This is a genomic window from Kitasatospora viridis (assembly GCF_007829815.1).
Lineage (GTDB): Bacteria > Actinomycetota > Actinomycetes > Streptomycetales > Streptomycetaceae > Kitasatospora > Kitasatospora viridis.
In genome coordinates this window covers 371,120-389,346 of record NZ_VIWT01000005.1, presented here as the reverse complement: position 1 = coordinate 389,346, position 18,227 = coordinate 371,120, and the positions used below count along the sequence as shown (strand labels likewise).

General features: G+C 72.6%; 16 protein-coding genes. 8 read left to right on the top strand and 8 right to left on the bottom strand.

Features of this window, described 5'->3' with window-relative positions:
- Nucleotides 1-644: 644 nt before the first annotated feature.
- A complete protein-coding gene (locus tag FHX73_RS38210; RefSeq protein WP_145910641.1) occupies nucleotides 645-1,109 on the bottom strand; it encodes a MarR family winged helix-turn-helix transcriptional regulator in 465 nt (154 codons plus the stop codon).
- An 83-nt stretch (nucleotides 1,110-1,192) separates the two neighbouring features.
- On the opposite strand from FHX73_RS38210, the gene FHX73_RS38205 reads away from it, so the two are divergent.
- Nucleotides 1,193-2,704: an FUSC family protein gene (locus FHX73_RS38205; protein ID WP_145910640.1), complete on the top strand. Its 1,512-nt coding sequence runs from the start codon at nucleotides 1,193-1,195 to the stop codon at nucleotides 2,702-2,704.
- Nucleotides 2,705-2,738: 34 nt separating this feature from the next.
- Here FHX73_RS38205 and FHX73_RS38200 read toward each other — a convergent pair whose 3' ends face one another.
- On the bottom strand, nucleotides 2,739-4,034 hold the full coding sequence (locus FHX73_RS38200) for a cytochrome P450 (protein ID WP_145910639.1): 1,296 nt from the start codon (nucleotides 4,032-4,034) through the stop codon (nucleotides 2,739-2,741).
- 149 nt (nucleotides 4,035-4,183) lie between these two features.
- Nucleotides 4,184-5,683, bottom strand: a complete 1,500-nt coding sequence (locus tag FHX73_RS38195) for an aldehyde dehydrogenase (RefSeq protein ID WP_145910638.1) — start codon at nucleotides 5,681-5,683, stop codon at nucleotides 4,184-4,186.
- Between the two features lie 295 nt (nucleotides 5,684-5,978).
- Here FHX73_RS38195 and hemE point away from each other — a divergent pair, with 295 nt between their 5' ends.
- Nucleotides 5,979-7,094, top strand: a complete 1,116-nt coding sequence (hemE, locus tag FHX73_RS38190) for a uroporphyrinogen decarboxylase (RefSeq protein WP_145910637.1) — start codon at nucleotides 5,979-5,981, stop codon at nucleotides 7,092-7,094.
- Between the two features lie 77 nt (nucleotides 7,095-7,171).
- On the opposite strand, the gene FHX73_RS38185 is transcribed toward hemE, so the two are convergent.
- The 3 genes from FHX73_RS38185 to FHX73_RS38175 all read right to left on the bottom strand — a co-directional run bounded on the left by FHX73_RS38185 (nucleotide 7,172) and on the right by FHX73_RS38175 (nucleotide 9,299).
- On the bottom strand, nucleotides 7,172-8,446 hold the full coding sequence (locus tag FHX73_RS38185) for a cytochrome P450 (protein WP_145910636.1): 1,275 nt from the start codon (nucleotides 8,444-8,446) through the stop codon (nucleotides 7,172-7,174).
- A 1-nt stretch (nucleotide 8,447) separates the two neighbouring features.
- Nucleotides 8,448-8,648, bottom strand: coding sequence for a ferredoxin (locus FHX73_RS38180; protein WP_145910635.1), 201 nt, complete (start codon nucleotides 8,646-8,648; stop codon nucleotides 8,448-8,450).
- A gap of 381 nt (nucleotides 8,649-9,029) precedes the next feature.
- The gene (locus FHX73_RS38175; RefSeq protein WP_145910634.1) at nucleotides 9,030-9,299 is read right to left on the bottom strand and encodes a hypothetical protein; all 270 of its coding nucleotides are present in this window, start codon (nucleotides 9,297-9,299) and stop codon (nucleotides 9,030-9,032) included.
- A gap of 544 nt (nucleotides 9,300-9,843) precedes the next feature.
- Between FHX73_RS38175 and FHX73_RS38170 the strand changes: the two genes are divergently transcribed.
- Together FHX73_RS38170 and FHX73_RS38165 are read left to right on the top strand one after the other, a co-directional pair.
- On the top strand, nucleotides 9,844-10,044 hold the full coding sequence (locus tag FHX73_RS38170) for a ferredoxin (RefSeq protein WP_145910633.1): 201 nt from the start codon (nucleotides 9,844-9,846) through the stop codon (nucleotides 10,042-10,044).
- A gap of 1 nt (nucleotide 10,045) precedes the next feature.
- On the top strand, nucleotides 10,046-11,317 hold the full coding sequence (locus tag FHX73_RS38165; protein WP_170305268.1) for a cytochrome P450: 1,272 nt from the start codon (nucleotides 10,046-10,048) through the stop codon (nucleotides 11,315-11,317).
- 59 nt (nucleotides 11,318-11,376) lie between these two features.
- Here FHX73_RS38165 and FHX73_RS38160 read toward each other — a convergent pair whose 3' ends face one another.
- On the bottom strand, nucleotides 11,377-12,036 hold the full coding sequence (locus FHX73_RS38160) for a hypothetical protein (RefSeq protein WP_145910632.1): 660 nt from the start codon (nucleotides 12,034-12,036) through the stop codon (nucleotides 11,377-11,379).
- 38 nt (nucleotides 12,037-12,074) lie between these two features.
- Nucleotides 12,075-13,142 (bottom strand): porin PorA family protein, encoded by a 1,068-nt coding sequence (locus FHX73_RS38155; protein WP_170305267.1) that lies wholly within the window; start codon nucleotides 13,140-13,142, stop codon nucleotides 12,075-12,077.
- 317 nt (nucleotides 13,143-13,459) lie between these two features.
- Between FHX73_RS38155 and FHX73_RS38150 the strand changes: the two genes are divergently transcribed.
- The 4 genes from FHX73_RS38150 to FHX73_RS38140 all read left to right on the top strand — a co-directional run bounded on the left by FHX73_RS38150 (nucleotide 13,460) and on the right by FHX73_RS38140 (nucleotide 18,225).
- Nucleotides 13,460-15,205, top strand: coding sequence for a prolyl oligopeptidase family serine peptidase (locus tag FHX73_RS38150; protein ID WP_145910630.1), 1,746 nt, complete (start codon nucleotides 13,460-13,462; stop codon nucleotides 15,203-15,205).
- 59 nt (nucleotides 15,206-15,264) lie between these two features.
- Complete coding sequence (locus tag FHX73_RS45220) at nucleotides 15,265-15,420, top strand: hypothetical protein (protein WP_170305266.1); 156 nt, start codon at nucleotides 15,265-15,267, stop codon at nucleotides 15,418-15,420.
- 170 nt (nucleotides 15,421-15,590) lie between these two features.
- Nucleotides 15,591-17,588, top strand: a complete 1,998-nt coding sequence (locus FHX73_RS38145; protein ID WP_145910629.1) for a RiPP maturation radical SAM C-methyltransferase — start codon at nucleotides 15,591-15,593, stop codon at nucleotides 17,586-17,588.
- The gene (locus FHX73_RS38140) at nucleotides 17,569-18,225 is read left to right on the top strand and encodes a DUF5825 family protein (protein ID WP_145910628.1); all 657 of its coding nucleotides are present in this window, start codon (nucleotides 17,569-17,571) and stop codon (nucleotides 18,223-18,225) included. Before FHX73_RS38145 ends, FHX73_RS38140 begins: the two co-directional genes overlap by 20 nt.
- The last annotated feature ends 2 nt before the right edge of the window (nucleotides 18,226-18,227 follow it).

Here is an 18,227-nt window from a genome sequence, read left to right as displayed (position 1 = left end):
AGGAATTCACGGACTACCGGGTTCGCTGAACTGCTGAGGGTTGTTCAGAGCGGGAGAAGTTGTCCTGCGGAGCCCTTGCCGACGCTATTGGCGGCAACGGACGAACGTATCTGGCACTGCGTCAGAGAACGGTGGTGGCCCGGGAACCGGTAGCGGTGGATTCGCGCACTTCACCGGTCGCCCCTGCCGCCGGGAATCTCACCCCGGCTCTTCGGCCTTCCCACCCGAGGACGTCACGGCCGCACCGGACGCTCGAATTGGTCTCGACCTGTGCGGGAAGCGTCGTCCGCGGCCGCGCCGGCACCGATCCCGTCATCATCCCCATCGTCCCCCGATCGCCGTCACCTGAGGTTACACGAGTGTGACGTGAAGATGAGGCGAATACGTGTCCGCATCGATCTTCTTGCGCTCCCTACCGCACCCCTCCCTTGCTCCCCTTCGGTACCCGCGGCAAACCTCGGGGCAGGCGGGAGCCATTGAGACAAGATTCACACCGGGGATGTCCGTGATATCGCCGGGGGAAGCTGGTTTGCCCACGTTTTCAGCCACACCCGGAATTCGGTAAAGCTTTGGTGTGGTTACTCACGGTCAAACAAAGCTGACTCGGCGTCGAACTCGGCGCCGGGTGCCCCGGGCGGGGCCCGTCAGGGGGCGGGCGCGCCGGCCTGCTCGTCCGGGCCGGCCGTGGCGGGGGCGTCGGCGAGTTGGTTGAGCAACTGGGCGGACAGGGCGAGCAGCTGCTGCTCGACCGGGCTGAGCGCGCCGAGGGCGCCGCCGAGCCAGGCGGCGCGCTGCGCGAGATCGTCGGACAGCGCCTGGGCGCCGGCGTCGGCGATCGAGAGGATCGAGGCGCGCCGGTCGGTCTCCGAGCGCTGCCGGGTGATCAGGCCGTCGGCCTCCAGCTCGGCGAACGTCCGGGTCAGGGCCTGGAGTTGCTGGTGCTCGGCGAGGGCCACGGCGCTGGGGGTGCAGGGCCCGTTCCGCCGCAGGTGGCCCAGCACGATGATCTTGTTCGCGGTCAGGGCACCGGGCGGGCGCTCGTGGCGCAGGCGGGAGCCCAGGCGGAGCAGGCCCTGGAGCAGGGCCTGGGCGCAGTCGTCGGTGTCCATCCTTCAATACTAAACCAGCATGTAGTATCAGCAGAACGGGGGCCCGGTAATCTGCGCAGAATCAGCAAGGCAGAGGGGTGAGAATGCTAACCAAAGTCTATTATTCGACGGTGGCGATGGTCGCCGTGCTGGGCTCCTTCTTCACGGCGGTGGAGATCGCGCGCCACGCCGCGGGGTACCCGGGGGCGGTGCTCGCGGTGCCGGCCGTGATCTTCGCGTTCACGGTGTCGCGCCGCCCCGGCGGTGAGCCGGTCCCGCAGAAGGTCATGGCGGCCGTCGCGCTCTCGGTGCTCGCGGGGGCGAGCGTCTGGCTCGGTGCGCAGATGGCCGGGCATCCGGTGATCGGCGGGGCGGTGTTCGTGGCGCTGATGGCGGGTTCGATATGGACCAGGCGGTACGGGGCGGCGGTCACCCGGCTGGGGGCGCTGGTCCCGCTGGCGCTGATCGCCGCCCTGCTGTCCGCCGGCACCAGCACGGGGCACCTGGTGTGGTGGCCGATCTGCGGCTGGATGGCGCTGGTGGGGTGCAGCGCCTTCGTGTGGGTCCGGGTGGTCCGCCTGGTCGCCGAGAGGCTGACCGGCCTTGCGGGTTCGCCGCCGGCGCCGGCCCCCGCCAAGCGGGCGGCGAAGCGCGCCGGGCTGTCGCCCCGCGACCGGATGGCCCTGCAGATGGCGGTGGCGCTGAGCGCCGCGTTCTCGCTCGGGCACCTGATGTTCGGCCAGCACTGGCAGTGGTGCGTGATCAGCGCGATGGTCGTCAGCCTCGGCCCGGTCGGCCGCGGGGACTTGGCCCTCAAGGGCGTCGAGCGCGGCCTGGGCGCGATGGCGGGCACGCTCGTCGCGGCCCTGATCGCGGCGGTTGCCGAACCCCACGGCACGACCAGCATCGTGCTGATCTTCGTGGTGCTGGCCGTGGCCACCACCCTGCGCACCTACAACTACGCCTTCTACGCCGCGGGCATCACGACGGCGCTGTCCATGTTCTACGCGTACTTCGGCCAGTCCCCCCAACACCTGCTGCTCATCCGCCTGCAGGCGCTGGTCCTCGGGGCCGTGCTGGCGGTCATCGTGGGCTGGTTCCTGGTGCCGGTGCGCACCGTCGACGCGGTGCGCGCCCGGCTGGGCGCGGCCCTCGCCGCACTCGCCGCGCTGCTCGACGCCCGCCGCGACGGGGCCTCCACCGCCAAGGCGCTCGCCGCGTTCGACGCCGCGGCCACCAACCTGAACGCCAGCGTCCGTTCGCACCGGCTGCACCGCAGGGCCACCCGGAAGCTGGGCGTGGCGCACGGGATCACGCCGGCCGACGCCGGCGAGGCGCTGCTCGCGGCCCGCGGCCCGGTGCACGCGCTGGCCGCGAGCGTGCCCGACCCGCGCGAGGATGCCACCGCCGAGACCGTCAAGCTGCTGCGCCGTGCGGTGTCGGCCCCGGCGAACCCCCTGCCCGAGTTGCCGGAGCCCGCCGCGACGGCGCCACTGGCCGATCTCGATGCCGCGCTCCGGCGGCTCGCCGCCGCGATCCCGGCCCTCGCCAGGCGCCGCCCGGTTGAGCCGGCCGGCGGCGGCGGGGCCCTCCAGCCGCCGGTGTCCGCCGCCTGACGCGGCACCAGCCCACCGCCCGGCTGACCTGCCGTCAGTTCGACGTGGTCAGCCGGAGGTGCTCAAGACCGCGCAGGACGGTGTGGGGCTTCCACACGGGCTCCTCCGTCATCCGGGACTCGGCGAGGACGGGCAGCAGGCTGCGCAGGGCGATGGCAGCCTCGGCGCGGCCCAGCGGGGCGCCCAGGCAGAAGTGGATGCCGTGGCCGAACGACAGGTGCCGGCGGGCGGGGCGGAGGAAGTCGAAGTCCTCCGGGTCCTCGCCGAGCGCCTCGTCGCGGTTGGCCGCGCCGAGCAGCATGAGGGCGCGCGCGCCGGCCGGGACGGTGGTGTCGCCGACCGTGGTGTCCTCCAGCGCGGACCGGACCAGCAGCTGGATGGGCGGGTCGTAGCGCAGCACCTCCTCGACGCACCGCTCGACCAGGTCCGGGTCGGCCCGCAGGGCGGCGAGCTGGGCGGGGTGGTTGAGCAGGGCGAGGACGGACCCGCCGATCAGGCTGCGGGTGGTCTCGTGGCCGGCGATGAGCAGCAGCCGGCAGGTGATGATGATCTCGTGCTCGGTCAGCGTGCCGTCCTCGTCGTGGACGTGCACGAGGGCGGAGACGAGGTCGTCGCCCGGTTCGAGGCGCCGCTTGGGGATCAGCGCGCCGAGGTACTCGTGGAAGCTGTCCCGGGCCGCGCGCATGGTGACGCGGTCCTCGGGCGTGATCAGGAAGCCGGGGTCGATGCTCCGGGAGAGCTGCTCGGACCAGGTCACCACCATCGGCCGGTCGGCCTCCGGGATGCCGAGCAGCTCGCTGATCACCCGGACCGGCAGCGGGAGCGCGAGGTCGCGGATCACGTCGAAGTCCGGGCCGAGCTCGCCCACCAACTCGGCGGTGATCTCCTCGATGCGCGGCATCAGCGCGCGGACGCTCGCCGGGGTGAGGGCGCGGGAGACCAGGCGGCGCAGCCGCGTGTGGTCGGGCGGGTTCAGCCGGAGCATGTTGCTGGCGTTGTCCTGGGCGGTGACCACGGCCGCGTCGGCGTCGGCGGCGCTGGCCGTCTCGGGGACGGCACCGGCCGTCGTCTCCGGGGCGGCGGGTGCCGGTCGGCCGGTGCCCCGCCACAGGCTGCGCAGCGGGCTGGCCTCGCGCGGGGCGTGGCCGAAGGCCGAGCTGCCGAGGACCGCCGCGCAGTCCTCGTAGCGACTGAACACGAACAGCTTCTCGTGCGGGCGGACGACCGACTGCCGCGCCCGCCACTTCGCGTATTCCGGGTACGGGTCACCGAGGCCGAAGAGAGTGGCGAGGGCCTGGAGTTCGTCCGGGCGGACCTCAAGGTCAGTCATCAGTGTGTCCCCGTCGGCTGTGCGGGCTCACGGGTGAGCCGGGTGGTCAGTTCGGTGAGGGCGGTTCGGTGAGGGCGGTTCGGTGAGGGCGGTTCGGTGCCGTCGGTTCGGTGAGCTTGTCGATCAACGCGGCGTCAGGGCGGGCACGGTCACAGGACGGTGTCCTCGTAGCCGGTCGGCCGGCCTTCGAGGATCACGGTCTTGGTTTCGAGGTAGGGCAGCAGTCCCTCGCGGCCGCCTTCGCGGCCGATGCCGGACTGCTTGAACCCGCCGAACGCGACGCCGAGGTCGCTGCGCAGCGCGTTGTGGCCGACGGTGCCGGAGCGCAGCTGCCGGGCGACCTCGCGGGCCCGGTCGGCGTCGTTGGTGAACACCGCCGCGTTGAGGCCGTAGATGGTGTCGTTGGCGATCCGGATCGCGTCCTGCTCGTCGGCCGCGGGGATGACGGACAGCACGGGGCCGAAGATCTCCTCCTGGGCGATGACCGAGCGGTTGTCGACGTTGCCGAACACGGTGGGCTCGACGTACCACCCGCGGGTCAGGCCCTTCGGGCGGCCGCCGCCGGTGGCCAGCGTGGCCCCCTCCGCGACGCCCTTGGCGATGTACCCCTCGACCCGGTCCCGCTGCCGGCTGGCCGCCAGCGGCCCCATCTGCGAGCGCGGGTCGAACGGGTCCCCGACGCGCACCCGGGAGAACACGCCGGCCAGGGCCTCGACCAGTTCGTCGTGCCGCGAGCGGCTGACCACGATCCGGGTCAGCGAGGAGCAGACCTGACCGGTGAGGAAGCACTCGGCCTGGGCGAGGGTGCGCGCGGCCGTGGCGAGGTCCATGTCGTCGAGGATCACGGCGGCGGACTTGCCGCCGAGCTCCAGCGTGCAGCGGGCCACCCGCTCGCCGCAGATCGCGGCGATGCGCCGGCCGGCGGCCGTCGACCCGGTGAAGGTGATCTTGTCCACCCGCGGGTCGCGCACCAGCAGTTCGGACACCTCGCGGTCGGCGGTGACGACGTTCAGCACGCCGGGCGGCAGGCCGGCCGCGGCGGCGGCCTCGGCGAGCAGGTAGCCCTCCCCCGGCGCCTCGGGCGCCGACTTCAGGATCACCGTGCACCCGGCGAGCAGCGCGGGGCCGACCTTGTTGGCGATCATGCCCATCGGGGCGTTCCACGGGATGATCGCACCGACCACACCGGCCGGTTCGCGGACCAGCAGGCCGAACTGTCCGCCGGCCGTCGGCTTGACCGGCTCCTCGAACGGGAAGGTGCGGGCCAGCGCGGCGTACCGCTTGAAGGCGGTCTCCGCGCCGGAGCCGGCGTTGGCCGCGAAGGTGTGCAGGACACCGGACTCGCGCGGCCAGATCTCGGCGATGTCCTCGCCGCGGAGCCTGAGTTCCGCGCCGATCGCCCGCAGGTACCCGGCCCGCTCGGCCGGCGTCAGGCGCGGCCAGGGGCCCTCGTCGAAGGCCTCCCGCGCCGCCGCGACGGCCCTGGCCATGTCGGCGGCCTGCGCCTGCGCGACCCTGAAGTAGAGCTCCTCGGTCGCGGAGTCGATCACGTCGATCATGGCGCCGGACGACGGCACCACCCACTGCCCGCCGATGAAGAATCGGTCCGTCCGACCGATCGGCGCCTCCGCGCGTCCCGTCAGGCTCATCCGGTCATCCTCCCGATCGCCGTCACGACGGCGCTCATGTTCGCGTGCGCCCGGCCGACGCGTAAATGGCGCTCCGCCTACGATCCGCCACTGCGGGGTAACTGGGACTTCCATCGCGGGGCGCGGCCCGTCCGGGGCCCGGGCGAGCTCTTGACTGACCGTCAACTGCCCGCCAATCGCCTGCCGGGACGGCCCATCGAGCTCTGCTACGCTGCCAACGGCCCCTGCCACAGGGGTCCGACGTCGCTACTTGAGTCCCGTGAACACCCGGGGCGATCCAACAGGATGGAACAGCGTGGACATCGGCATCCGGGAAGCAGTCGGTCCGAAGCCGGGGTCCGGCACCGTCCGGCCCGAGAAGCTGCTGCTGCGCGCACTCGCGGGTGAGCGCACCGAGCGGCCGCCGGTCTGGCTGATGCGGCAGGCCGGACGCTACCTGCCCGAGTACCACAAGGTCCGGGAGGCGGCCGGCGGCATGGTGGGGCTCTGCACCACGCCCGAGCACGCCGTCGAGGTCACCCTGCAGCCGCTGCGCCGCTTCCCGCTGGACGCCGCGATCGTGTTCGCGGACCTCCCGCAGGTCGCCGCCGCCCTGGGCCAGACCCTGGACTACCGGGTCGGCGAGGGGCCGGTGCTGACGCCGCCGGTGCGCTCGACGGCGGACATCGCCGAGTTCCTGAGCATCTCCCGGCTGCACGAGGAACTGGCCCCGATCTACGAGACGGTCAGTCAGCTGACCCGCGCGCTGCCCGCCGAGACGGCCCTGATCGGCTACGCCGGCGCGCCGTGGACCATCGCCACCTACATGGTCGAGGGCCGCGGCGGCGCCGCCTCCGAGCACTCCGTCGTCAAGCAGTGGGCGCTGAGCGACCCCGACGGGTTCCAGCCCCTGATGGACCTGCTGACGACCGCCATCATCCAGTTCCTCGGCCGGCAGATCGAGGCGGGCGCGGAAGCGGTCCAGCTGTTCGACAGCTGGGCCGGGGTGCTTCCCGACGTCCTCTTCGAGCGCTGGTGCGTCAAGCCGATCGCCGCCATCATCAGCGCGCTGAAGGCGCAGTACCCGCACGTTCCGGTCATCGCGTTCCCCCGGGGCGCCGGGCTCTCCTACAACGGCTTCGCCGAGGCGACCGGCGCCGACTGCATCGGCCTGGACTCCACGGTTCCCCTCGACTGGGCCGCGCGCACCCTCCAGCGCGGGCTGGGCCGTTGCGTGCAGGGCAACCTCGACCCCCAGCTGCTGATCGCCGGCGGCCCCGCGCTGCACGCCGAGACGGAGCGCATCCTGCGCGGCCTGAGCGGCGGCCCGTTCGTGTTCAACCTCGGGCACGGCATCGTCAAGACCACGCCCATCGAGCACGTCAGTGCCGTCGTCGAGCAGGTGCGCGCCTGGAGCTCGCCCACGGCGTAGGGCGGTACGCAAGTCGAGGGGCCCTGGGACCCGGCGCGAGCCGGGTCCCAGGGCCCCTCGACTTACTTGACCTGGTGTCAGCTGATGTGCAGCGGCAGGTTCAGCGGTCCGCGGGCCAGGCGCCCGCCCCAGACCACGCCGTCCGGCTCCTGGAGGCGGAACTCCGGGATGCGCTCCAGCCAGACCTCCAGCGCGACGCGCAGCTCCATCCGGGCCAGGTGCGAACCGAGGCAGCGGTGGATGCCCAGGCCGAACGCGGCGTGCCGGTTGCCCTCACGGTCGATGAGGACCTCGTCGGCCCGGTCGAACTGCGCCGGGTCGCGGTTGGCGGCCGGGTAGGAGAGCAGGATCCAGTCGTCGGCCTTCATGTCGACGCCGCGCCAGTGCATGTCCTCCTTCACCAGGCGGGACATGGTGACCGGCGCGAAGGCGCGCAGGAACTCCTCCATCGCGGTGGGCAGCAACTCCGGCTCGGCGAGCAGGCGTTCGCGGTCCTGCGGGTGCCCGGCCAGGTGCCACAGCGAGGAGCCGATCGACTTGGTCGTCGTGCCGATGCCCGCCGCGAAGAGCAGCAGCATCATGCTGATGATGTGGTTCGGGTCGAGCTTGCGGCCGCGCAGCTCCACGTTGAGGAGGTAGGTGATCAGGTCCTCGCGCGGGTTCTTGACGTGCTCCTTGATCTCCGCGAGCAGGAAGACGAACATCTTGCTCAGCTGCTCGACGTGCTCGTCCCGCGAGTCGAGGGCGTCTTCGCGGTTGATGTTCGAGATGAGCTCGCGGAACAGCTTCCGGTCGCCCTGCGGGATGCCGAGCAGGTCACCGATGACCTGCTCGGGGACCCGCTGCGCGTACTCCTCGGCCGCGTCGACGACGTCGCGTCCCTTGAAGCCGTCGATGAGGGAGTGGCAGTAGGCCCTCGTGGTCGGCTCCAACCGGGCCACGGCGGTCTTGGTGAACGCCGGCAGCAGCAGCTTGCGCGCGCCGTGGTGGAACGGCGGGTCGGAGGTGATGGGCGGGAGTTCGCCGATCGGCGCCAGGTTCTTCGGCGGCCGGAAGTTGCCGACGTTCACCGACCGCGAGGAGAAGTTCTCGGTGTCGTAGGCGACCGCCGCGATGTCCTCGTACAGGGTCGGCACCCACGCGCCGCCGAACCGGTCGGTGTGCGCGATCGGGCAGCGCTCCCGCAGGTCGTCCATGATCGGGAAGGGATCCTCGGCCCACCGCGGATCGAGGTGCGAGAAGTCCGTCGCCCAGTCGGTGACCGGGCCGGAGATCGTCTCGCCGCGGATGGTGTGGTACTGGTCCCGGTTCGGGTCCCGGAAGTCCTTGTTGAAGCGATCGTCGGCGGTCATCTCACGCCCCCTCGATCAGGGTGATCGCCCGCTCCGGGCAGCTCGCGACCGCGAGGCGGGCCTCGCGCTCCCCGCCCTGCGGCACGGTGCCGTCGCCGGACACGGTGCCGTAGCCCTCGACGTCCTCGTCGAACGCGCCGGGCGCGATGTCGTAGCAGCGGCCGTGTCCCTGGCAGCGCCCGGAGTCGATCTGTACTTTCACAGTGAACCGTCCCACTTGTCATGAGGCTGATCCGCATGGCCCCGTTCGGCCATCCTGCACGGCAGGCCAGCGGCGGCGGAGGTCTCCGGGAAGGCGATGACGCCCCGGCCCGGCGGGTTCGACGGGCGAACGGGCCCCATGGCGACGGGCGGTCCCCTCGGCATGCGGTCGAGCCGGATACCTGCGGTGTTCATGCTGCCCGGCATCGCCCGGCCACCGAAAGGGAGATCGGCCATCGCCCGGGCATCGCAGGGTAATTGAGTGCCCATTACGGGCGGGGTCGAGATGCAGAAACACGCCGTCGGCTGGGCGGACGGCGTGTCTCTGGGCAGCGGGGCCGTGGCTCCGCGGCGGGTTCGAACCGGTGGACGCGGCCCGCGCTCAGTCCGTTCCGGCGCCGACGGCCACCGGCTCCTTGGCCTCGGCCTCGGCGCCCTCGGCGCCCGCCGGCTGGGCCGGGACGGTGAGCTCGGAGACGCTGAGGTCCGTCACCTCCGCCACCGCCGCGAGGGCCGACTCGATGGCCTCGGCCAGCGAAGGGGACACGGCGTCATCGAAGTCCAGCTTCGTGACGGTGACCTCGGCGTTGGTCGGAAGCACGTCGGTGCCGAAGTCGGCAGCGCCGCCGCAACCCACCTTCAGGGTGGTCATCTCGTCCTCGGTAATCTCCCGGCTGAGAACCAGCGAGAACACATACCCCATTGACTGTCACCTTTTCATCTTCTGTGTCACGTCTTCTGTGTAACGCGGTATCGCGGAAACGTACTTCAGCAGGCGGATGTGTCGTCGGGGGGCGGTGTGCTCGCATCCGGCCGACCCTCGGGGATCACCATCACTTCGTCGTCGCCAGGCTCGTCGCGACCTCATGCTCGCCGGGGCCGCGCGATCGTGTAAAGGGTGGTCGGCCATCGCCCGGCCACTGCGGGGTAACTGGCGCGCGCCGCCGCCGTCACGGGCGCCGGCCTGCCCCCGATGGGCACTCAGTTACCCGGCGATGGACGGGCGATGGCCGACCTCCCTTTCCGCGACCGCTCGGTGCCAGGAAGCATGGACCGCGTCGGCACCCGGCCTGCGAGGACCCCGTGCTCGCGCGCGGGCCTCGGCATGGAGCTGATCGAACGGCCCGACGAGCCCGGCACGGCGAGTACGGCGAACGGGCGTGCAGATCGGTTTCACGACAAGGGGACGGTTCACTGTGGAAGTACAGATCGACTCCGGGCGCTGCCAGGGGCACGGCCGCTGCTACGACATCGCGCCCGGCGTGTTCGGCGAGGACGTCGAGGGCTACGGCAACGTTCCCGGTGACGGTTCGGTGCGGCCGGGCGAGGAGCGCGAGGCCCGCCTCGCGGTCGCCAGCTGCCCGGAGCGGGCGATCACCGTGGTCGAGGGGGTGTGACGTGGCCGTCGACGACCGCTTCAACAAGGACTTCCGCCACACCGACCGGGACCGGTTCCACGTCTCGCGCGGCGAGATCGTCACCGGCCCGGTGACCGACTGGGCGACGGACTTCTCGCACCTGGACCCGCGGTGGGCCGAGGATCCCTTCCCGATCATGGACGACCTGCGGCAGCGCTGCCCGATCGCGCACACCGACCGGTTCGGCGGCGCCTGGCTGCCGACCCTGTACGAGGACGTCGCGGCGATCGCGTACGACACCGACCACTTCTCCTCGCTCGGCACCAACCTGAGCGAGTTCCGGCCGCCGCGGGACCTGGCGCCGATCGGCGAAGCACCGCCCATCACCTCCGACCCGCCGTTCCACCACGGCGCGCGCAAGCTGCTGCTCCCGGCGTTCACCAAGACCGCCGTCGCCAAGCTCGAACCCGGCACGCGGGCGTTCTGCCACTCCCTCATCGACGGCTTCAAGGGACGCGACGTCGTCGACGCCGCCCACGACTACGCGCAGCAGATCCCGAGCCGCGTCATCGGCGACATGCTCGGCCTGCCGCCGGAGGACCGGCAGCGCTTCCACGAGCTCGCCACCAAGCTGGAGGGCGAGGGCAAGCAGTCGCGCGAAGAGCGCATCGAGCACATGGGCCGGGTGTTCATCTACCTGCTCGCGGAGGTCAACAAGCACGTCGAGCAGCCGCGTGACGACCTGATCAGCTACCTGCTCAATGCGGAGCTGCACGGCCGCAAGCTCGAACCGAACCACGTCATCGGCACCATCATGCTGCTGCTCATCGCCGGCATCAGCACCACCTACAGCGCCATCGGCACCTCCCTGTGGCACCTGGCCGGGCACCCGCAGGACCGCGAACGCCTGGTCGCCGAGCCCGAGCTGCTGCCGACCGCGCTGGAGGAGTTCCTGCGCGCCTACGCGCCGGTCACCATGGCCCGGCTCGTGAAGGACGACATGCACTGGCGCGGCGTCGACATGAAGGCCGACGACTGGATCCTGCTCTCCTTCCCGGCCGCCAACCGCGACCCCGCCCAGTTCGACCGCGCCGACGAGGTCGTCATCGACCGCGAGGCCAACCGGCACGCCGCCTTCGGCCTCGGCATCCACCGCTGCCTCGGCTCCCACCTGGCCCGGATGGAACTGCGCGTCGCCCTGGAGGTCTGGCTGGAGCGGGTCCCGGAGTTCAGCCTCCAGAACCCGGCCACGGTGGCCTGGGGCGGCACCCAGGCCCGCGGCCCGAAGACCCTCCCACTGCGCATCCGCTAGCGGCACCGGCCCGTTCCCGCCCCCGGGCGGGAACGGGCCGTCGTCCCGTCGAGCACCTGTCAGCCCGTCGGCTTCCGCCGCTCGCCCTCGGGGGTGAAGGTCACCGAGGCGCGGAACGGTCCCGGGCCGAACCGCACGGCGAGGAGCAGCGGTTGCTCGTGCTCGGGCGGCCACGGTTCGGCCCCGGGTCGGCTGCCGTTCCACAGGTGGAAGACCACCATCGGCTGCCGGGGATCCTCGGCGAGGTAGCCGAGGGCCTTCCCGTACAGGGGGTTGTTCCCACCGAACAGCACGGAGGGCGAGCCGAACTCCGCCGTCACGTCCGCCCAGGTCCGGTCCGCGGCGGCCCACTGGCGGACCCGGCCCGCGAGGGCCTCGTACGCCTCGCCCGTGAGCACGCGGTCCGGCTTGAGCCAGCCGCGTCGGTGCGCGAACTCCGCGTACACCGAGGCGATCTCGTAGGAGTCGGCCTGGGCGGGGAACAGGTCCTGGAGCGTCCCGGCGATGCCGATGGGGGTCCGGAGTCCCCGGTCGTCCCAGTCCCGCTGGAGCTGCGCCCACGCCTCGGGCCGGCGTTCCACGAACAGCAGGTGGTCGATCAGCACCCGCAGTGCCGTCTCACCCCCGTACATCCCGGGCCGGCGAAGGACGAGGTTGAGCCGGCCGACGAGGTGGGCGTGGATCTCCTCGGCGGCGGCGAGCGGAGTGGGAGGGGGCACTCGCACAGTCTTCCGCAGCGCCGCCGTCGTGCGGGGTGTCAGTTGTCCGATTCCCGGAATGAATCCGGCCCGGTGGTGGGTGCGGTGGGGCGGCGCCGGGTGGGGATGAGCAGGGCGGCCGCGATCAGCAGGGCGCCGAGGATGCCGGCGATGATCGGGATGATGGTGCCGACCCAGGAGATGGCGTCCCGGCCGTCCTTGGCGTCGTCGACGGCGGAGGAGACGGCGGCCGGGGTCTGCTGGTAGGTGGCGTCGATGACGGGGAGCAGCGGGACGAGGGTGCCGCCGGGGGCGGTGAGCGCGGCGGTGCGCTGCTGGACGCGCTTGACGTCGATCACGCTGCCGGTCTCGGGCTCCACCCAGAAGGTGTCGTTGCCCTGGAGGGTGTACGAGAGCGGTGCCGGGTCGCTGAGGGTCGGGAGCAGGGCCGTGAGCTTGGCCTGCTGATCGGGGGTCAGCTGGCCGAACTGGACGAGGAGTTTCAGGTCGCTCTGCGGCAGGGCCTTGGGCAGGCCGGCCAGCACCTGGCTGTCGGTGATCCGGGAGGCGGGCGTGGTGGCCTGGTAGACGTAGGTCTGCAGGCCGGAGCGCTGCTCCGAGTGGCTGTAGGTGACCGGGACGGTGGTCGCGGTCTCCGGGACCCAGCCGGTGTAGGTCTGCTTCCCGGCGCCGAACGGGAAACTGACGGTGAGGCCCTTCGCGTCGACCACCGACCAGCTGCTCGGGTGGTGGTCGACGGGTTCCAGGCTCTTGCGGTCCACCGCGTACTGCCAGGTGGTCTGCTCGACCGGGGTTCCGGCGGCGCGGGTGGTCCGGGCGTCGCTCACCAGGGCGGAGCCGCCCGAGGTCGCCACCACCTTGACGTTGCGGTCGATGGTGAGCGGGACGTTGTGCTTGAGCGCGCCCAGCAGGTTGCCCTGGGCGAGTGCCTGGCCGTCCAGCAGGGTGGTGAAGGTGCCGGCCAGCGGACGTTGGGCGTTGACGTCGTCGGGCAGCCGGTCCACGTAGCTGGGCGTGATCCAGAAGGCGGTCAGGAACGCGCCCGCGATCAGCAGGAGGCCGAGGAGCACGCTACCGGCACGGAGGGGGGTCGTCGGTCGTTGCATGTCGGCCAGAATCCTCGGCCCCGGGGCCCGTGTCCGGCACGAGCGGGGTGTTGGGGGCGGAACCGGCGTGCGGTTCAGCCATTCGGTCCCCCGGGGGCGGTGGCCGTGCGGTCGCCCGACCCCTCCCATGACATGTTTCAGCCAACTGTGTGCAAGGCGTACACACGTTCCCCGCCGGAACCTACAGTGGTCCCCGTTCACCTGACGCCCCGGCGGTCAACACGCCTCGTGCCGGGCGGAGTTCAGCGCAGCCGAAACCGACAGCGAGGGCAGCCCGCGATCCCGGGCCGCCCTGTCCCCAGCGGAGGGCCGGGTTCATGTCGCAGGCGCTCCAGGCCCCGGGTTTCGCCGCGCTGGCGCCCGGGCGCGCGGTCGAGACCCGGATGGTGGGCGGCCGGTGGCAGGCGGTCGCCTGGGACCTCGGGACGGGGCGCCGACGAGTGGTCACCGACCGGCCGCACGGGGTGGACCTCAGCGAGATCGAACCGGACGGCGCCCACCTGTGGTGGTTCGACGCCGACACCAGCGGCGAGGGCCGCTGGCGGCGGCAGCCGTTCACGGACGGCGGGCCCGTCGAGGCGCTGACCGGCCTGCCGCGCGGGCGCGCGTACGGCCTCGCCTTCGACCGGGCGGGCTCGCGCGCGGCGGTCGGCATCGGCGTCGGCGGCGCCTCGCACTGCTACCTCGGGGAGCCCGGCGGCGCGGGCCGACTGGTCGGCACCGCCCCCGGCTACCTGAGCCTGGCCGACCTCTCGCCGGACGGGCGCCTGCTGGCCCTGGGCGGCCGGCCCGACGGGCCCGACGCGGTACTGCTGTGGCCGACGGACCCGCCCGGCAGCGCCCCGGTGCGGCTGCCCGGCGGCAGCGGGCTGCGGCTGTGGCCGATCGAGTTCCGGCCGCAGGACGGCCCGGACCCCGAGCTGCTGTTGATCGCCGAGCTCAACGAGCAGTACACGGTGGCCATTTGGCGGGCGGACCGGGGGCTGCGCCCGCACCCGCGGCTCGCCTTCGCCTCGGAGATCTCGGTCGGCTGGTACGGCGGTGCCCGCGGCGTCCTGGTCCAGCAGGAGCAGGACGGCCGCAGCCGGCTGCTCGCCGTCGACCTCGACGCAGACTGGGACGGGCCGCGCGAGATCCCGACGCCCGGCGGCACCATCCACGATCTGTCCTGCGCGCCGGACGGCACCCTGCACTGCCTGTGGAGCCGCACCACCGTGCCCCCGCGCCCCCTGCTGATCCCGCCGGGCGGGCTGAGCGCAGACCAGGTCTCACCGACCGTCAACTCGCCGCACCCCGGCCAGCGTTGGACCTCCGGACCGGCCGGCCCGATCCACAGCTTCGTCAGCACCCCGCCCGGGCCGGGCCCGTGGCCGACCCTCTTCCTGGTGCACGGCGGCCCGGCCACCCACGACCGGGACTCCTACGACCCGAGCGTGGGCGCGCTGGTCCGGCACGGCTACGCCGTCGTGCGCACCAACTACCGCGGCTCGACCGGCTACGGCGCCCGCTGGCAGCGCGAGTTCGGCCACCGCGTCGGCCTGGCCCAGCTGGAGGACCTGGCGGCCGTCCGGGCCGCCCTGGTCGACGAGGGGGTCGCGGACCCCGGGCGCACCGGCCTGTGCGGGTTCTCCTGGGGCGGCTACCTGACCCTGTTGGGGCTGGGCGCGCAGCCGCAGTTGTGGTCGCTGGGCATGGCGGCGCACCCGATCGCCGACTACCCGGCCGTCTACCGGGCCACCACGCCCGCGCTGCGCGTCATCGACCAGGAGCTGTTCGGCGGCACCCCGCAGGAGGTGCCCGAACGGTACCGGGCCGCAAGCCCGTTGAGCTACGTGCAGCAGGTGCGCTCCCCCGTCCTGCTGGTCGTCTCCGAGGCCGACGAGCGGTGCCCGGCCGAGCAGGTGACGCGGTACGCGAAGGAGCTGGCACGGCTGGCGGTGCCGCACGAGCTGTTCTGGACGGACGGCGGGCACCGCAGCCGCCTGGCCGCCGACCACGACGCGGTGTTCGCCGCGATGCTGCGCTTCGCGGCGCACTGCTGGCCGACCCCGCCACCCCCCTGACCGCTCCGGTGCGGCCCGCCCCGGAGTGCCCGACGCACCGCGAGAGGAGGTGAATTCCCATGAAGCGACGCAGCGTTCAGAACGACCCGATCAGCGCTCCGGAGCGCGACCGGGGCGCGGTCATCGTGAACAGCTTCGCCCTCGACATCACCAAGGCCGCTCCCGTCAAGCCCGCCCTCAAGGGCGAGCGCAAGCCGGCCGCCGAGAGCAAGTAGGCGAGCGGTAGCCAGTCGAGCACCACGCAAGCATGAGCACCGCACGGCAGCGCGCAGCTGAGCACCGCCGCTCCGGAGCCACCGCCCCGGAGCGGCACCTCGGTCTCCCCCGACCGAGCCCGGCCGAGCCCGGCCGCCCCGGTCACACGTCCGTCGACGGAAGCAGGACCATGCGTATCGTTCTGGTGCACATGCCGTGGGGCGCGCTCGACATGCCGTCGCTGGCGCTGGGCATCCTGCGCGCGGCCGCCGAACGGGCCGGCCACCGGGTCGAGGTGCGCTACGCCAACCTGGAGTACGCCGACTGGGCGGCCGAGCACGCCGGGTTCGGCCTGGCGGACTACACCTACTTCTCCGAGCGGTCCTACTTCCAGGGCGCCGGGGACTGGGTGTTCGCCGGAGCGCTCTACCCGGACGCCGCCGAGCCGGACGCCACCGAGCAGGGCGCCCACACCGACCCGGGCCGCTACCCCGGCCTCGACCCGGCAGCGGAGTTCGAGGAGTACCTCCGGTTCCTCGCCGCCAACGGCGCGAGCCTGCAGGAGACCGAGCTGGCGCTGGCCACCCGCGCCACGGCCCCCGAGTTCATCGTCCGCCTGGTCGACTCGATCGCCGCGGACCCGCCCGACCTGGTCGGGTTCAGCACCACCTTCCAGCAGAACGCCGCCAGCCTCGCGGCGGCCCGCCTGCTCAAGCGGGTGGCCCCGCAGGTCCGGACGGTGTTCGGCGGCGCGAACTGCGACGGGCCGCAGGGGGCCGCACTGCACCGCAACTTCCCGTTCCTGGACTTCGTCGTGCGCGGCGAGGGCGAACTGGCCTTCCCCGCCCTGCTCGACCTGCTCGCCGAGCCCGCCGCCGGTGCGGCCAGGCCGGCCGGGCCGGCCGGCGTGCCCGGGCTGTGCTGGCGCGACGAGCACGGCGTCCCGCAGGCCAACCCGATGGCGACCCGGCCGCTGCCGCCCGCCGCGATCCTCACCCCGCGCTACGACGGCTTCTTCGAGCGGCTGGACGCCTCGGTGGCGGCCCGCTGGGTGGAGCCGAAGCTGGTCCTGGAGGGGTCCCGCGGCTGCTGGTGGGGCGAGAAGCACCACTGCACCTTCTGCGGGCTCAACGGCTCCTCGATGGAGTTCCGCTCCAAGCGGCCGGCGGACTTCCTGCACGAGGTGCTGTCGCTGGCCGAACGGCACCAACTGCTGGACGTCTACGTGGTCGACAACATCCTGGACATGGGCTACTTCGAGACCGTGCTGCGGCCACTCGCCGAGCTGCCGGTGGACCTGCGGCTGCACTTCGAGATCAAGGCCAACCTGCGCCGCGAGCAGTTCCAACTGCTGGGCGACGCGGGGGCGGTGCAGGTGCAGCCGGGCATCGAGAGCCTGAGCAGCCGGGTCCTGAAGATCATGGACAAGGGTGTGACGGGCTGTCAGAACGTCCGCGCGCTGCGGGACGCGCAGAGCGCCGGCGTCTCGGTGACCTGGAACTACCTCTACGGGTTCCCCGGGGAGCGGCCGGCCGACTACGAGTCGGTGCTGCGGCAGCTGCCGGCACTGCACCACCTGGATCCGCCGACCGGCGCGGGCCGCATCGTGATCGAGCGCTTCAGCCCCTACTTCAGCCGGCCCGAGCTGGGCTTCGAGCTCACCCGCCCGGCCTACCAGTACCGGGCCACCTACCGCCTCCCGGAGGGTGAACTGGCCGATCTGGCCTATGTGTTCACCACTGCTGCACGCGGCATCGACGAGGCGCTGGCGGACCGGCTGACGGCCGCGGTGGACGGCTGGCGCGCGCGGTTCCCGGACAGCAGGCTGAGCTACCTGGACACCGGCGAGCGGATCGTGCTGGCCAACTCCCGCCCCGGGTACGACTGGCGGGTGCTGGAGCTGACCGATCCGGTGGAGCTCGCACTGTTCCGGCTGCTGGACCAGCCGCGTTCGCCGGCTGCGCTGGCCGCCCGCCTGCCGGGCGGCGCAGCGACTGTCGCGTCGCTGCTGCCGCACTGGGAAGCCCTGGGGCTGCTCTTCCACGACGGGGAGCGCTGGCTGCAGGTGGCGGTCGAGTCCGACAACCAGGTGCTGATGCGGGTCGAGCACCGGCACGCGCCCACCGCCGCCGAGCCGGACCAGGCTCCCGACACCGGAAGGGGGCGCCATGTCGACGCGCTCGGCTGAGCTCGAAACACCCGCCCTGGAGGTGGAGTTGTGGCTCGACTACGACCCGGCGGTGCAGCGGCTGCCCGGCATCGCGCTCGGGGTGCGCGGGCTGCGCGCCCCGGCCCGGTCCGAGGTCACCGAGCTGCACCGGTCGGGCGTGCGCTGCGTGCGGCTGGTCGAGCCGGTCGCGCTCTGCCGCGACGCTCCCGCCGCGGCCGCGCAGGCGCTGCTGTTCGTCCGGGAGGCCACCAGCCAGGGGCTGGCCGTGCGTTGGCGCGCCCGCTGCGCGGACGGCTGCGCGGCGTCCGGCCTGTTCCACCACCTCTACCCGCCGCAGGAGGTGCTCGGCGCGCCGCCGGAGGTGGCCGCCCGCTGGCGGGACGGGTACTTCCCCAGCCGGTGCGTCTTCCGGCGCGGCCCCGGGTTCGTCGAGGTGCGCGACCGGCGGTTCGGCACGCTGGAGTTGTTCACCATCGACGATCCCGAGCACCTCGCCGAGATCGAGGCGCTGTCCGAGGGGGCCGAGGCCGGGCGCCTGCCGGCGGCCGTCCGCCGGGACTTCACGGAGGCCGGCCTGATCACCGAACAGGCGGGCCTGGCCTGGTGGTTGCCGATGCGGGTGCGCCGCTGGCCGTTCCCCTCGCTGACCGTCTGACC

What these genes read in the sequence shown, in the direction of transcription:
- FHX73_RS38210 (WP_145910641.1), bottom strand. Translation starts at nt 1,109, where the DNA reads ATGGACACCGACGACTGCGCCCAGGCCCTGCTCCAGGGCCTGCTCCGC.
- FHX73_RS38205 (WP_145910640.1), top strand. Translation starts at nt 1,193, where the DNA reads ATGCTAACCAAAGTCTATTATTCGACGGTGGCGATGGTCGCCGTGCTG.
- FHX73_RS38200 (WP_145910639.1), bottom strand. Translation starts at nt 4,034, where the DNA reads ATGACTGACCTTGAGGTCCGCCCGGACGAACTCCAGGCCCTCGCCACT.
- FHX73_RS38195 (WP_145910638.1), bottom strand. Translation starts at nt 5,683, where the DNA reads ATGAGCCTGACGGGACGCGCGGAGGCGCCGATCGGTCGGACGGACCGA.
- FHX73_RS38185 (WP_145910636.1), bottom strand. Translation starts at nt 8,446, where the DNA reads ATGACCGCCGACGATCGCTTCAACAAGGACTTCCGGGACCCGAACCGG.
- FHX73_RS38175 (WP_145910634.1), bottom strand. Translation starts at nt 9,299, where the DNA reads ATGACCACCCTGAAGGTGGGTTGCGGCGGCGCTGCCGACTTCGGCACC.
- FHX73_RS38155 (WP_170305267.1), bottom strand. Translation starts at nt 13,142, where the DNA reads ATGCAACGACCGACGACCCCCCTCCGTGCCGGTAGCGTGCTCCTCGGC.
- FHX73_RS38150 (WP_145910630.1), top strand. Translation starts at nt 13,460, where the DNA reads ATGTCGCAGGCGCTCCAGGCCCCGGGTTTCGCCGCGCTGGCGCCCGGG.
- FHX73_RS45220 (WP_170305266.1), top strand. Translation starts at nt 15,265, where the DNA reads ATGAAGCGACGCAGCGTTCAGAACGACCCGATCAGCGCTCCGGAGCGC.
- FHX73_RS38145 (WP_145910629.1), top strand. Translation starts at nt 15,591, where the DNA reads ATGCGTATCGTTCTGGTGCACATGCCGTGGGGCGCGCTCGACATGCCG.
- FHX73_RS38140 (WP_145910628.1), top strand. Translation starts at nt 17,569, where the DNA reads ATGTCGACGCGCTCGGCTGAGCTCGAAACACCCGCCCTGGAGGTGGAG.